Source organism: Romboutsia sp. Marseille-P6047 (assembly GCF_900604535.1).
Taxonomy (GTDB): Bacteria; Bacillota; Clostridia; order Peptostreptococcales; family Peptostreptococcaceae; genus Romboutsia_E.
Genome location: NZ_UWOT01000002.1, coordinates 229,308 through 241,937 on the forward strand (window position 1 = coordinate 229,308; position 12,630 = coordinate 241,937).

Consider the following 12,630-nt stretch of genomic DNA (forward strand, 5'->3'; position numbering starts at 1 on the left):
ATTTAGTCACTTTTTTTTATTTGAGTATTTTCTAAAAGGACAAGCTTTCTATTAGAAATAAGGAAATATTAATAATTATATTCATAAAATGTATAAAATACATTTAAGGAGTGAATATATGAAAGTAATTTCAGTAGTAAATTACAAAGGAGGAGTAGGAAAAACAACAGTAACATCAAATTTAGCAGCAGGACTTGCAAAGAGAAAATATAAAGTATTAGCAATAGACCTAGATCCTCAATCAAATTTAACTTTTTCGTTTTTTAATTTAGATGAGTGGAAAGATAAATATGCTCAAAATAAAACTATAAAAAATTGGTTTGAAAGTAAGGGGGATTTGAGATTTGAAAATCTAATCTTAAATCCTAATAATGTAAAAGATAAGAATCTAAACATAATAAGTTCTCATATAGGACTTATATATTCTGACATAGACATGGCTTGCAAAATATCTAGTATAAGTAATAAAAATCAAAAAGAAAACTACATAAAATTACATGATATTTTAAAGGATGGAATTAAAGAGTTAAGGGGATATGATATTGTTCTTATAGATTGCCCACCAAGTTTTAATATGATAACAAGAAATGGAATTGTAGCTAGTGATTACTATCTAGTACCTATTAAGCTAGACCGCTTATCTACATTAGGACTTGAAGAACTTAATAAACACATAAAAGAGTTAGAAAAAGATTATAATGATAATTTGAAAAATACTAATAAAGAAATATCTCCAAAATTTTTAGGGGTAGTTTGTAATATGGTAACTAGAAGAAAAGAAGGTTTAATTTCAACTGAGGAATATTACTTATCTCAATTAAAACAAGGAGATATACCGGTATTTAATAGTATGCTAAGAGAAAATAAGTCAGTATACGGAGATGCTCCTAAAGAAGGTATCCCAGTAACCATGAGAAAATTAAATAGCCAATATAATGACATAAATAAGGAGTTAGATAATTTAGTTAATGAATTTTTAGAAAGGATAGGTATGTAATGGAAGATAGTAAGAAATTAATAGAGATTATTTATAAATTTATTTCTAAAGCAAAAAATGATGATTTAAATAAATTAATTAGTGGTGAGTATAAACTTGCATTTACTAATGTTGAGGTTAAGAAAAAAGAAATTTTAAAAGACAATGGAGAAATTGAAGCCATTTATAAAAAAATAAAGAAAAGTAATAGTAGGGAAGAAGCTAAAGATATACTAGTTAAATCTAAACTTACTAAGGTGAAGTTACTTCAGTTGAGTGAGTTTTTAGAGGTAAAAATTCCTAAGAGTTACAATAAGGATAAGATTATTGAGAGAATAGTAGATATTGTAATTGGATGGAATTTAGAGAGAGAAACCATTGGAAAAGTTAAATTAAAATAGATTAAAAAAAGGTGATGCTTATATGACTTATAAAAATAATAAGAAGCACTACCTTTTAAATTACTCTGTTCTAAGCTTTAAATAAAAAAATTTAAGAAAACTGTCAAAAGAAGCTATATTCACTTTTAATAATAAAACAATAAGATTTGTACATAGAAGTATTATAGTTATAAATGAATATTTAAAAGAAAACTCTAAAGAAGAAAAAGAAATAGAAGAAAATGAAATTCTTCCGAATGATTTTACAAGGCTTATAAGGGAAGGTAGTTCATAAAATGAATAATGTAACTTAATCAAGGAAAAATTACTATAAGAGGTGATTAACTTGAAAGAAAAAGATAAAATTATAAAAGAATTAAATAAATTTCTGACAGGTATAAATATGGCCTATGATACTTTTAAAACTTATGAAGAGAAAGTAAATGATAAAAATTTAAAAAATGAGTTTACAAAGGTTCTAAATACATTTGCTTCGCAGAAAAAATCAATTAATTCATATATAACTGATTTAGACCATGATGCAAAAGAATCTATGGGAATAGATGCTAAAGTTAGTGAGATTTTTCAAAAAATGAAAGATATGTTTATGCATGAGGATAAAGATATTGTAAATCATGCCCTAAAAAATATGGAACGAGGTATAACAAGTTCTGAAAGAGTAGTACTTTCCCTACAAAAGATGACTTCAAATGAAGATATAATTAATTCTTTAAATAATATAGTGGACGAATTTAAGAATATATCTGATAATTTTCAAAGAATTTATGAAAGTATGTAATTCATATTATATTGTATAATTAGAATATAAATAAAGGTTATGAAAAAGAATTAAGTCTATTTCATAGCCTTTTTATATTATTTTTATTTATATAATTTTGATTCTAATTCTTGAGAAATAGCCATGTTGTAAATGTAAGAGTTACTTACTTCAACAATTAATTTTTCTTCAAGTTCTTCAGATAAATTCATGTTGTTTATCTTCATAGCATATCCCATAACATAAGGCATTATCTCTCCTACACCTTCACAGTTATAGTAGTTTAATCCTTCTTCAGTAATACCGTATTTTTGTCCTAATAGAGGTACGAATGTTCTTCCACCAAATAAGTCTGCCATAAATCTAGTATATGCATGAGCTACTAATAACTCATATTAATGCTACTTAGCACTACCTTGTCTTATTAATCCTGCAAAATCATTTGGAAGTATTTCATTTTCTTCAATTTCTTTAGCAATTTTTTCAAAATCATAAGGTACTTCTATTATTTCAACTTTAGCAGAAGAGTTTATATCTATAGTTACATAGTTAGCATTTGGACTATTAGTTTTTGGTTTTCCAACACTACCTGCATTAACTAATAATTTATCACCATAATATTTAGAATATGGTATATGAGTATGACCACAAACTAATATATCTTCTTTAAGTTCTCTCATAACTTCTTCAGATTCTTTAGAGTTTTCTTTTAAGTATTCATTGATTAATCTTGTACTTCCATGAACAAATCTTATAGTTTTATTGTTGAAAGTAAAAGTAATTTCTTTAGGTAAATTTCTTAGATATTCTTTATTTTCATCAGTTGTTTTTTCACTAGTAAAGTGCATAGAAAGAGCTGCTTTTTCTGCATCTTTTGGGTCTTTGTAATCACATCCACATACTATTTTGAAGTTTCCTATGGCATCATCATAGTTTCCCATTATAGTAAGGATTTTTTCTTTTCTCAGAACTTCTATAACTTCATTGGGTCTAGTACCATATCCTACTAAATCACCTGTGCATACAATCATATCCACATTTCTATTTTTAATATCTACTAAAACTTCATTAAGTGCATATACGTTGCTATGTATATCTGATATTACTGCTATTTTCATATTTATAACTCCTTCATCAAATTGTCTTAATTCATATAATAATATTTAATTTTATTTTTGTAAATATTTGCATCAACTTTTTTTGATATATTTTAATGTTTTTCACTTTTGTTTATAGTTATATTTATATGTTATACAATGTTTAAATTAAGTAGATTCTATTATCAATTGTAAAATATTTGTTATAATAAATATATTGGAGGTATTTACATGAACAACATAGATTTAGTTTTTAAAGCATTATCCGACCCTATTAGATTGGATATTTTAAAAATACTTTATTCTGCTGATAGTGTATGTGTTTGCGAGCTAGTTGATAAGTTTAATATATCTCAATCAAAATTATCTTATCACTTGAAAATGCTGCTTTCAGCTAACATTATAAATAAAACATCTAGAGGGAAATGGAATTATTATTCTGTAAATAAAGATATCTTGTCACAAATATTAACTTATGAATTAATTAAAAATTTATTTTTATAATCAGTTGCCAAATCAAAAAAAATTGATATAATAACTATATAGTATTACATCGATTTTTTTTGATGTATAATGGGAGGTTATTATGAGTATTTTTAATTTTTTTACAGAACAAATACTAGGCATGAAGTGGTTATCTGATTTAATTAATTTATTTGTTGAGAATGTTCTTAATTTAAATGTTTCTAGTAGAATTGGTGGTAGTGTTCAATTTTTTATATATGATACTATAAAAATATTTATCCTTTTAGCAGTATTAATATTCTTTATATCATATATACAAAGTTACTTCCCACCAGAGAAAACAAAGAAAATATTAACTAAATTCAAAGGAGTAACTGGTGCTACAATTTCAGCATTACTTGGAACTGTAACTCCATTTTGTTCCTGCTCTTCTATTCCAATATTTATAGGATTTACTAAAGCTGGGCTTCCTCTTGGTATAACATTTTCATTTTTAATATCCTCACCAATGGTTGATTTAGCATCACTTTTACTGCTTTCTTCATTTTTTGGTATGAAAATTTCTATTTTATATGTTGTATTAGGACTTATAATTGCCATAGTTGGAGGTACTATAATCTCTAAAATTAATATGGAAAATGAGATAAAAGTTTACACTGAAGAAACTCGTGAGTTATATGATGAGTCTGAAAACTTTAATCAAAAGCAAAGACTTGATTATGCTTTAAATGATACAAAGATAATAGTAAAAAACGTCTATAAATATGTAATAATAGGTGTTGGTATAGGTGCATTAATTCATAACTGGATACCACAAGATGTTATTTTAGCTATACTTGGCTCTAATAATCCATTCTCTGTAGTTATAGCATCTGTAATAGGTATACCAATGTATGCAGATATATTTGGAACTATTCCAATGGCTGAGGCTCTGTTTATGGCAGGAGTTCCAATAGGTACTGTACTTGCATTTATGATGAGTGTTACAGCTTTATCTCTTCCATCAATTATAATGTTAGCTAAAGTTGTTAAACCAAAGTTGCTTACTATTTTTGTTATTATTGTTACTGTTGGTATAATGATAACTGGATATTTATTTAATTACTTTGGATTATATTTAATGTAGTATAAAATAAAACTTTATTAGATAAATAAAAAAAGTCCAACAAATTATTTGTCGGACTTTAATTCGTAATATATTATAGCATATATTTATACACTATATACCAATATATGGTATTATTTAACTGAACATAATTAGGAGGCATTTGAATGGATTTTTTTATAAACCTAGGAATTTTAGGTATATCATTAATAATGTTAGGTAAAGTAACAATTAAGGGAAATACATATACACAAGAACTTAGTAATTTTAAAATATTAGATAATATTGTGAATTATATGGAATCTGAAGGATTAGCAAAAATCAATTTAAAATATGGAAAACAACTACTGATTACTGGTATAATTGGAACTTTATTTTATAACACATTAGGCTTATTGATGGTTTTTGTAATGGTTTTAGTTCTTAGCCTATATATTATAAATGTATTTATTAGTGGATATAAGTTTTACATTAACATAAGATAATATTTATGATTTTAAAATGGATATATAATTTCAGGGGGAGACAAAATGTTAATAGGCAAAAACAAACTAAAAAAGCACAATTCATTTGATGTTCTAGATGCAGATCTTTTAGAAAACTATTTAAGTGAAATGGCACTTAAAGGTTGGATGATAAGTGATATAAGTATAAGAAATTTAACTTTTGAAAGAATTGATCCGAAAGTAGTAAATTTCTTTGTAGATATTACAAAAAAGAATTTAGTAGGAAACAATAGTGTACAAGCCTTAGAATATACAAAATCATGCCAAGAAAAAAATTTAGAACTTATCTGTGGAAATGAAAAGTTTCAAATATTTATAAATAACTCAGATAATAAAAACTTAGATAGACAAAAACTAAATTTTATAAACGTATTTAAAGAATACTTTTATATGATATTTACATTTTTTATTATTATACTAAATATTTATTTAATTAGCACAAAGCAAAATGGGCTTATAATAATAACAGACAATCGTATGCTGATATTATTATTTTTATTTATACTAGCTATATTTATTAATATAAGCATATTTATTTTAAAATTAAAAAAATATAATGCTATAGTTAAAAATAAGGATTTAAATTTTGATATTTGGGATAACTTTAAGAAGAAAAGTTTTTATACAAAATTATTAAGTAATACAGGTACTTTAGCAATTATTATGACTATATTTTTATAGTTGGTATTAATGGTAGCGAAAAGCTTGTTTCAAATAAAGATATACCATTATCTTTAGAAGATTTTAATGAGGATATTTCAGGAAACAGACAAGTTTATAAATCGAAGTCTTCATCACCTTTTGGAAAATATTATACATATTCTGATTATGCCTTTGTAGAAAGTAAAAAAATACATTATGATAATACAAGTAAGGGATATTATGAGGAGTATATTGAAAAATCTAAGGGCTATGTTGCTTATTCAGTAATTGAAAGTAAGTATGATAAAGTATTAGAAATGGCTTTACAGTCTATTTTATCAGAATATGATAGATATGGATTTAGTTATAAATATGATAAAAATGATACAAAGGACTGGGGAGCAAAGTCAGTTTATACTGTCATTGATACAAACGAAAAGGTAATAGTTTATGATAATGTGATTATTACTATTAATATAGATGATTTTGATATTAACAACTATATAGACTTAGTCAAAGAAAAACTTATAATTTAAAAGGAACATACATATATAGTTGAAATCAGGAGGAAAAATGATTATAAAGGTTGTATTCAACTGTGAAAATGACTTTGATTATATATATTGCCCAGAAAATATTAATATTGCAAAAAACACATCTGTTTAAATAGATGTGTTTTTTTCAACCCATTACATATTAAATGTTATAAATAGTACAACTATTATTAGTATAAAAGGAGAGAAGAATACCACTTTTCCTTTAACACTTCCTATATTAACAGTCCAACCTACACCAAATCTTTTTTGAACAAATAACGATGGATCATTAGGATTATTATATATACTTCCAAATATCCAATTATCATCATTATCATCTACAGAATAAACAGCAGTCTTATACTTACTTGGAGACTTATAATATAAGTATGTTTGATAAATAGAAGATACAACTAATAATAAAGTACTAGCCAACACTATATAAGTATTTAGACTACTAGCATTAACTGTAGCAATTAATATATTGATAAATAAAACTTGCATTGAAATATTTAGTATAAAGAAAGTAACTGCAATTTTATTTAAATAATTTAAATGAGCTTTTTTACTTTCATCAATATTATCAGAGCTTAGTTTGGCTCTAGTTTTTAAAGAATTTACAGAACTAATATATATTATTATTCCGATTCCAATACTCATAAATATAATACCAAAAACACTAAAAAATGATTTTTGTGAAAAAGCATCTGGATCACCACTAAATCCCCAGTGAGTAGGTATAACATCAGGCATTGAATTATATTGAGTAGCTACATATATGGCAACTAATATAGTAATTATAAATGGAGCTAAAAATAAAATAGAGTATTTTTTTATAATTCTATTTTTCTCATTAATGAAATCAGTGTCTAATATAACTTTAGTTTTTTCTAATTCTAAATCACTTATTTCTAAAGATAAATCTTGTTTTAAAGCTTTTACTTTATTATGGATATATATAAATACAATAAATTGATATATACAAAATCCTAATATTGGAACAATAGAAGATGATATATAAGCTTTAAATACATAAATGCTCACTAATGTAATTACTTCAAAAGCAATAAAACCTATAGTAAGAAGTAACTTAAATTTTTTATCTAAATCTCTAAATTCTTTTTTTGTAAAGTAATCACTATTTAAGCTAACTCCATAAAATTGTCTTTTACCACTTAATGCTTGAGTAAAATACATCATCACATAAACAAATAACAACATTGGAACATTTATTAAAACAGCTAAAGTACTATTCATAATCTTTCACCCCATATTTATCAAATAATTTATTACTATAGTCTATAAATTCATCCCTAGACATACCTAAAAGATAACTCTGTGCAGTTAAAAGCTCTAATGTAGATTTGATTTTTTCAACATTCTCATCTTTTTTCTCTAAAGGAAGATTATTTACTATAGCACCTTTTCTTCTATCGATATTTATATAGCCTTCATCTTTAAGCAAGTTATATGACTTATTTACAGTGTGGAGATTAACTCCTACTTCTTCGGCCATATTCCTAACTGATGGTAATGATTCATTTATTTTTAAATCACCTGTTGCAATAGATTTTATAATTTGTTCCTTAATTTGTGTGTATATAGGAATATCACTGTTAAAATCTAAGTTTAATATCATTTTATCACCTCTATATTAAATAATATATTTGTTATATATATAATATAACAAATATATGAAGTATTGCAAGTAAATTAATGATTATTTTAAATAATTGGTATATAAATACATAATGCAAATAATAGTAATCGTAAGTTTAATAAAAAAGGAAAAAAGTTACCGATAAGTATAAAAAGTTCTGATGATTTTTCAATATTATTATATGATAAGTAGGAGAAATCACTTATACCATATATTAAGCTTAATAATTCAATAGATGATTTTGAAGTTATTGAGAAAATACCTATAGAAAGTGATAAAGAATATGAAATTATTAAAGAGGGCTAACAATAGCCCTCTTTAATAATACTTTAATACATAATATATTAATATTACAAACTTGCTTATAGGAATAATAAACTTATTTATTATTTAAGTATTTTTTTAAAGCACATATTAATAAGTACATAATGTATATAACTAATATCTTGATTGTAAGATTAATAGCCATATTTAATAATTGCATAATACTAATTAAAATTAAATTAAAATCAAATCCCATATTTGTTGTTTCTTCTATAAGACTCATAAAATACCCCTTATTTATAAAATTTTAATTAATATTATATTATACTATTATACAATATTTAACAATTACGAATAATATAACAAATTAAATAACTACATTTTAGAATGTAAAATATTGAAACTACTAAAATATGGTTATTTTTATTATATTATTTTATTTTATTATTTTATTATATCAAACCCATTAAGAATAATTTTTCCCACAATAACAGAAATTTCCACAGGACTTTCTTTTAAGCTATTTTTAAGCCAAGCGTCAATAATGCCAATAGAACCTGAAACTACAAAATTATAAAAATATTCAAATTTATCAATTTTATTTGTATTAAATAAAACCATCCAATGATTAAAATATTCTCTAATTGACTTAACAATTCATTTTCCAACTGTTCAGCCATATCATAAATATCCTTATAGTGAAGATAAAAAGTTCCTCTATTCAAGTCAACTTTATCACATAATTTTTTTACAGTTATATCTTTAATACTTTTTTCTAGTAATAAAGCTGTAAAGCCATCCTAAAGTTGTTTTCTTGTTTTTTTATTCTACGATCTATTTTCTTTTCCATAAATCTCCTTTCAAAAATAAACAGATTTCAAAAAAATGTTTATTAAAATACGGTTTGTTATTTTGGTGTTCATATATGAACATAAGTATTATTATTGATTATAGTCCGATTTACTATATCTGTAATAGTTTACATGTTTTGTAGTAAACAAGTAAAGATTGACTACGATATGAATAACTACTTACCAGATGAAGCAACTTCATCAATAGCATTAGATGTTATGGATAAGGAATATGGTACGTCCATACCAAATGCTAGAGTAATGGTATCAGATTTAAGCTTATCATAAGCAAAAGCATGAAGGAGAAATTACTGAAAATAGAGGGGGTTCAGTCAGTAACCTGGTTAGATGATGTAATTGACTTAGATACACCATTAGAAACATTGTCTAAAGAGGTAGTTGAAAATTATTATAAAGATAATAAGGCTTTATATACAGTTACAATAGATGAAAATAAAAGAATTAAAACAGTAAATGAGATTAGAAATTTAATTGGAGATGAAAACTCCATGGCAGGTTCTGCAGTAAATACAGCAATAGCAACACAAGCTACAACTAAAGAAGTAAGTAAAATAATATTATTTATTATTCAACTATGTTTAGCAATACTGATGTTGACATTAACATCATGGTTTGAACCAATACTACTTCTTGGGAGTATAGGTATAGCAATTAAATTAAATCAAGGTACAAATTTAATATTTGGAACAATATCCTTTGTAACAAATGCAGCAGGAAATGTACTGTAATTAGCAGTGTCTATGGACTATTCCATATTCCTTTTACACAGATTTTCTGAAATGAGATAAGAAGGATATGAACCAAAAGAAGCAATGATTAAGGCATTAGCAAAATCTACAAGCTTTATATTATCTAGTGGACTTACTACAGTTATAGGTTTTGCAGCTTATAAAGTAGCTATTTTTATATAGGTATATTTGGTAGATATGATAAATTTTTATTAGTTTATAATAATAAGGTATTTAATTAGTTGACAAGTTAACTAATTAAGCATACAATGGTTAACAAGTAAACTATTTTGAGGAGAAGCTGCTATGGAAGAATATATAATAAAGTTTGCAACCATAATAAAAGAACTAAAAAGAAAAAATAGAAGTGTAATATCTTCGTATAAATTATCTCCTAACGAGATAGATATACTTGTAGCATTAGATATGGAGATATATGATAAAGCCGCAGAAATTGCAGAGAGTTTTGAAATATCTAAATCTCTTGTTTGTAGATCCGTAGATTCCCTTATAAAAAAGGGATATATAGATACAAAAAAAGATGAAAAAGATAAAAGAATAACTCGTTTAATACTAAAAGAAGATGCAAAGCCTATAGTGAAATTATTGAAGGAAAATAGAAATAAAACAACAGAAGTTATATTAAAAGGTATAGACAAAGATGAGTTAGCTATTTTCAATAAAGTATTAGATCAAATGAAAAAAAATCTTTTATAGTAAATATGAAATATTATTTATAATGTATAAAATTTAATAATTGGAGGAGGAATAAAATGAGTAAAAAAAATGCTGATTTGGGGAAAGACTCCATAGGTAAACTAATGTTAAAATTATCAGCCCCAGCTATAATCGCTCAAATAGTCAATGTATTATACAACATAGTTGACAGAATATTTATAGGTAGAATGCCGAGTGGCGATTTAGCTATGGCAGGTGTAGGAGTTGCGTTTCCTATAATTTTATTAATATCTGCATTCAGTTCATTAGTAGGTATGGGTGGAGCACCACTTGCCGCTATAAGAATGGGGCAAAAAGATAATGACGGTGCAGAAAAGATAATGGCAAATAGTTTTAGTTTATTAATTATAATTGCAATCATACTAACAATAGTATTTACTTTATTTAAAGAGCCTATATTAATGGCATTTGGTGCAAGTGATAAAACTTTAGTATATGGTATGGATTATATAGGTATTTATTTAATAGGAACAGTATTTGTTCAAATTGCACTTGGAATGAATGCTTATATAAATACTCAAGGTTTTGCTAAAATAGGAATGATGACAGTAACAATAGGTGCTATTATAAATATAGTATTAGATCCAATATTTATATTTGGTTTAAATTTAGGCGTTAAAGGTGCAGCACTTGCAACATTAATATCTCAAGCAGTTTCTGCAATATGGGTACTTAAATTCTTATTTGGAAAAAATAGTATACTTAAAATAAGAAAAGAAAATTTAAAATTAGATAAAAAAATAGTAGGGTCAATAGTAGGATTAGGAATGGCGCCTTTTATAATGCAATCAACAGAAAGTCTTGTACTAATTTCACTAAATACTCAATTATCTAAGTATGGTGGAGACTTAGCTGTTGGAGCTATGACAATTATGAGTAGTATAATGCAGATGACTATATTACCTCTTACGGGACTTACACAGGGAGCTCAGCCAATAATAAGTTACAATTTTGGTGCGAACAATATAGATAGAGTAAAGAAGGCGTTTAAAGTATGTTTAATATCATCTTTAGTATTTACATCAGGTGCATATATATTACTTATGACTTCATCAGAGTTTGTAGTTAAAATATTTAACAGTGATCCATCATTATTAAAGATAACATCTGACAGTATTAAAGTTTATTTCGCAGCAATATTTATACTTGGAGCTCAAATAGCTTGCCAACAGACATTTTTAGCATTAGGTCAGGCAAAGATTTCTCTATTCTTAGCTTTACTTAGAAAGATAATATTATTAATTCCACTAATATTTATATTACCAAACTTTACAAGTGATGGATTATTTGGTGTATTGCTAGCAGAACCAGTTGCTGATATAATAGCAGCTTTAACTACATTAATATGTTTTGCAGTGTTTTATAAAAAGACATTATCTAAAATAAAAGAAGATAAATCTAAAATAAATAGTGAGGCTATAAAGCCAGTTTAGATTAATGGATATATTATAAATAAACAGAAGATAAATCAATACCTCAAGTCAAATTCCTATTTACGTAGTAAATAAATTGACATAAGTAACACTAAAAACAGCTTTCTATAATAATTTACTATTATCATAGAAAGCTGTTAAATTTTATATTTACAAACTTTTTAACAAAATCACGATTTTTTACTTTTAAATTATTCTATTCTAAGCTTTGAAAGTGTCTTGGATAAATCATTTATACTATCAGAGAGCACCAAAAGCTTTCTTTCTATCCTAACCAATAAGTACATTGATAGGGCAATTGGAAAGCCGACATTTGCTATGATAGTCTACAGTAGTATATGAAGATAAAATACATTAAAAGATAGTCATAAATACAAAAACAAAACTTTTCATATAAAATATAAGCTAGAATCTGAGAAGATGCAAAATGGAAATACATATGATAAAAAG

17 protein-coding genes and 1 pseudogene are annotated in these 12,630 nt (G+C 25.2%); 11 read left to right on the top strand and 7 right to left on the bottom strand.

The features are described 5' to 3' along the window. Positions 1–118 precede the first annotated feature (118 nt). The 3 genes from EIH23_RS03015 to EIH23_RS03030 all read left to right on the top strand — a co-directional run bounded on the left by EIH23_RS03015 (position 119) and on the right by EIH23_RS03030 (position 2,155). Entirely contained in the window at positions 119–997 is an 879-nt protein-coding gene (locus EIH23_RS03015; RefSeq protein WP_164488968.1) for a ParA family protein, read from the top strand. Further along, a complete protein-coding gene (locus EIH23_RS03020) occupies positions 997–1,377 on the top strand; it encodes a hypothetical protein (RefSeq protein ID WP_122638739.1) in 381 nt (126 codons plus the stop codon). The genes EIH23_RS03015 and EIH23_RS03020 overlap by 1 nt, the downstream gene beginning before the upstream one ends. 325 nt (positions 1,378–1,702) lie before the next feature. Next, the gene (locus EIH23_RS03030) at positions 1,703–2,155 is read left to right on the top strand and encodes a DUF2383 domain-containing protein (RefSeq protein WP_122638740.1); all 453 of its coding nucleotides are present in this window, start codon (positions 1,703–1,705) and stop codon (positions 2,153–2,155) included. A gap of 83 nt (positions 2,156–2,238) precedes the next feature. Here the strand turns inward: EIH23_RS03030 and EIH23_RS03035 are convergent. Together EIH23_RS03035 and EIH23_RS03040 are read right to left on the bottom strand one after the other, a co-directional pair. Then, a pseudogene (locus EIH23_RS03035) lies at positions 2,239–2,514 on the bottom strand (biliverdin-producing heme oxygenase); the annotation flags it as partial. A 21-nt stretch (positions 2,515–2,535) separates the two neighbouring features. Beyond that, complete coding sequence (locus tag EIH23_RS03040; protein ID WP_122638742.1) at positions 2,536–3,252, bottom strand: metallophosphoesterase family protein; 717 nt, start codon at positions 3,250–3,252, stop codon at positions 2,536–2,538. Positions 3,253–3,462: 210 nt separating this feature from the next. Here EIH23_RS03040 and EIH23_RS03045 point away from each other — a divergent pair, with 210 nt between their 5' ends. From EIH23_RS03045 to EIH23_RS03065, 5 genes are all read left to right on the top strand, one after another. Further along, positions 3,463–3,735: an ArsR/SmtB family transcription factor gene (locus EIH23_RS03045; RefSeq protein ID WP_122638743.1), complete on the top strand. Its 273-nt coding sequence runs from the start codon at positions 3,463–3,465 to the stop codon at positions 3,733–3,735. An 82-nt stretch (positions 3,736–3,817) separates the two neighbouring features. Beyond that, positions 3,818–4,822 carry a permease gene (locus tag EIH23_RS03050; protein ID WP_122638744.1) on the top strand — a complete coding sequence of 335 codons (1,005 nt, stop codon included), beginning with the start codon at positions 3,818–3,820 and terminating at the stop codon, positions 4,820–4,822. A gap of 146 nt (positions 4,823–4,968) precedes the next feature. Beyond that, positions 4,969–5,286: a hypothetical protein gene (locus EIH23_RS03055; protein ID WP_122638745.1), complete on the top strand. Its 318-nt coding sequence runs from the start codon at positions 4,969–4,971 to the stop codon at positions 5,284–5,286. Positions 5,287–5,331: 45 nt separating this feature from the next. Beyond that, entirely contained in the window at positions 5,332–5,988 is a 657-nt protein-coding gene (locus EIH23_RS03060; protein WP_122638746.1) for a DUF2812 domain-containing protein, read from the top strand. A 278-nt stretch (positions 5,989–6,266) separates the two neighbouring features. Then, positions 6,267–6,485: a hypothetical protein gene (locus tag EIH23_RS03065; RefSeq protein ID WP_122638747.1), complete on the top strand. Its 219-nt coding sequence runs from the start codon at positions 6,267–6,269 to the stop codon at positions 6,483–6,485. 153 nt (positions 6,486–6,638) lie between these two features. On the opposite strand, the gene EIH23_RS03070 is transcribed toward EIH23_RS03065, so the two are convergent. The 4 genes from EIH23_RS03070 to EIH23_RS17165 all read right to left on the bottom strand — a co-directional run bounded on the left by EIH23_RS03070 (position 6,639) and on the right by EIH23_RS17165 (position 9,066). Beyond that, positions 6,639–7,742 (bottom strand): DUF1648 domain-containing protein, encoded by a 1,104-nt coding sequence (locus EIH23_RS03070; RefSeq protein WP_122638748.1) that lies wholly within the window; start codon positions 7,740–7,742, stop codon positions 6,639–6,641. After that, positions 7,735–8,124 (bottom strand): GntR family transcriptional regulator, encoded by a 390-nt coding sequence (locus EIH23_RS03075; protein WP_122638749.1) that lies wholly within the window; start codon positions 8,122–8,124, stop codon positions 7,735–7,737. The genes EIH23_RS03070 and EIH23_RS03075 overlap by 8 nt, the downstream gene beginning before the upstream one ends. A 400-nt stretch (positions 8,125–8,524) precedes the next feature. Continuing rightward, the gene (locus tag EIH23_RS16190) at positions 8,525–8,692 is read right to left on the bottom strand and encodes a hypothetical protein (protein ID WP_164488969.1); all 168 of its coding nucleotides are present in this window, start codon (positions 8,690–8,692) and stop codon (positions 8,525–8,527) included. Between the two features lie 161 nt (positions 8,693–8,853). After that, a complete protein-coding gene (locus EIH23_RS17165; RefSeq protein ID WP_442970278.1) occupies positions 8,854–9,066 on the bottom strand; it encodes a TetR-like C-terminal domain-containing protein in 213 nt (70 codons plus the stop codon). Between the two features lie 490 nt (positions 9,067–9,556). On the opposite strand from EIH23_RS17165, the gene EIH23_RS16490 reads away from it, so the two are divergent. The 3 genes from EIH23_RS16490 to EIH23_RS03095 all read left to right on the top strand — a co-directional run bounded on the left by EIH23_RS16490 (position 9,557) and on the right by EIH23_RS03095 (position 12,180). After that, on the top strand, positions 9,557–10,009 hold the full coding sequence (locus EIH23_RS16490) for an MMPL family transporter (RefSeq protein WP_243113308.1): 453 nt from the start codon (positions 9,557–9,559) through the stop codon (positions 10,007–10,009). 306 nt (positions 10,010–10,315) lie between these two features. Then, positions 10,316–10,726 (top strand): MarR family winged helix-turn-helix transcriptional regulator, encoded by a 411-nt coding sequence (locus EIH23_RS03090; protein ID WP_122638750.1) that lies wholly within the window; start codon positions 10,316–10,318, stop codon positions 10,724–10,726. A gap of 56 nt (positions 10,727–10,782) precedes the next feature. Continuing rightward, positions 10,783–12,180, top strand: coding sequence for an MATE family efflux transporter (locus EIH23_RS03095; RefSeq protein ID WP_122638751.1), 1,398 nt, complete (start codon positions 10,783–10,785; stop codon positions 12,178–12,180). A 191-nt stretch (positions 12,181–12,371) separates the two neighbouring features. Here EIH23_RS03095 and EIH23_RS17075 read toward each other — a convergent pair whose 3' ends face one another. Continuing rightward, positions 12,372–12,503, bottom strand: coding sequence for a YvrJ family protein (locus EIH23_RS17075; RefSeq protein ID WP_122638752.1), 132 nt, complete (start codon positions 12,501–12,503; stop codon positions 12,372–12,374). Between the last annotated feature and the right edge of the window lie 127 nt (positions 12,504–12,630).

What these genes read in the sequence shown, in the direction of transcription:
- EIH23_RS16490 (WP_243113308.1), top strand. Translation starts at nt 9,557, where the DNA reads ATGAAGGAGAAATTACTGAAAATAGAGGGGGTTCAGTCAGTAACCTGG.
- EIH23_RS03055 (WP_122638745.1), top strand. Translation starts at nt 4,969, where the DNA reads ATGGATTTTTTTATAAACCTAGGAATTTTAGGTATATCATTAATAATG.
- EIH23_RS03015 (WP_164488968.1), top strand. Translation starts at nt 119, where the DNA reads ATGAAAGTAATTTCAGTAGTAAATTACAAAGGAGGAGTAGGAAAAACA.
- EIH23_RS03095 (WP_122638751.1), top strand. Translation starts at nt 10,783, where the DNA reads ATGAGTAAAAAAAATGCTGATTTGGGGAAAGACTCCATAGGTAAACTA.
- EIH23_RS03060 (WP_122638746.1), top strand. Translation starts at nt 5,332, where the DNA reads ATGTTAATAGGCAAAAACAAACTAAAAAAGCACAATTCATTTGATGTT.
- EIH23_RS16190 (WP_164488969.1), bottom strand. Translation starts at nt 8,692, where the DNA reads ATGAGTCTTATAGAAGAAACAACAAATATGGGATTTGATTTTAATTTA.
- EIH23_RS03070 (WP_122638748.1), bottom strand. Translation starts at nt 7,742, where the DNA reads ATGAATAGTACTTTAGCTGTTTTAATAAATGTTCCAATGTTGTTATTT.
- EIH23_RS03090 (WP_122638750.1), top strand. Translation starts at nt 10,316, where the DNA reads ATGGAAGAATATATAATAAAGTTTGCAACCATAATAAAAGAACTAAAA.
- EIH23_RS03065 (WP_122638747.1), top strand. Translation starts at nt 6,267, where the DNA reads ATGGCTTTACAGTCTATTTTATCAGAATATGATAGATATGGATTTAGT.
- EIH23_RS03075 (WP_122638749.1), bottom strand. Translation starts at nt 8,124, where the DNA reads ATGATATTAAACTTAGATTTTAACAGTGATATTCCTATATACACACAA.
- EIH23_RS03045 (WP_122638743.1), top strand. Translation starts at nt 3,463, where the DNA reads ATGAACAACATAGATTTAGTTTTTAAAGCATTATCCGACCCTATTAGA.
- EIH23_RS03020 (WP_122638739.1), top strand. Translation starts at nt 997, where the DNA reads ATGGAAGATAGTAAGAAATTAATAGAGATTATTTATAAATTTATTTCT.
- EIH23_RS03040 (WP_122638742.1), bottom strand. Translation starts at nt 3,252, where the DNA reads ATGAAAATAGCAGTAATATCAGATATACATAGCAACGTATATGCACTT.
- EIH23_RS03050 (WP_122638744.1), top strand. Translation starts at nt 3,818, where the DNA reads ATGAGTATTTTTAATTTTTTTACAGAACAAATACTAGGCATGAAGTGG.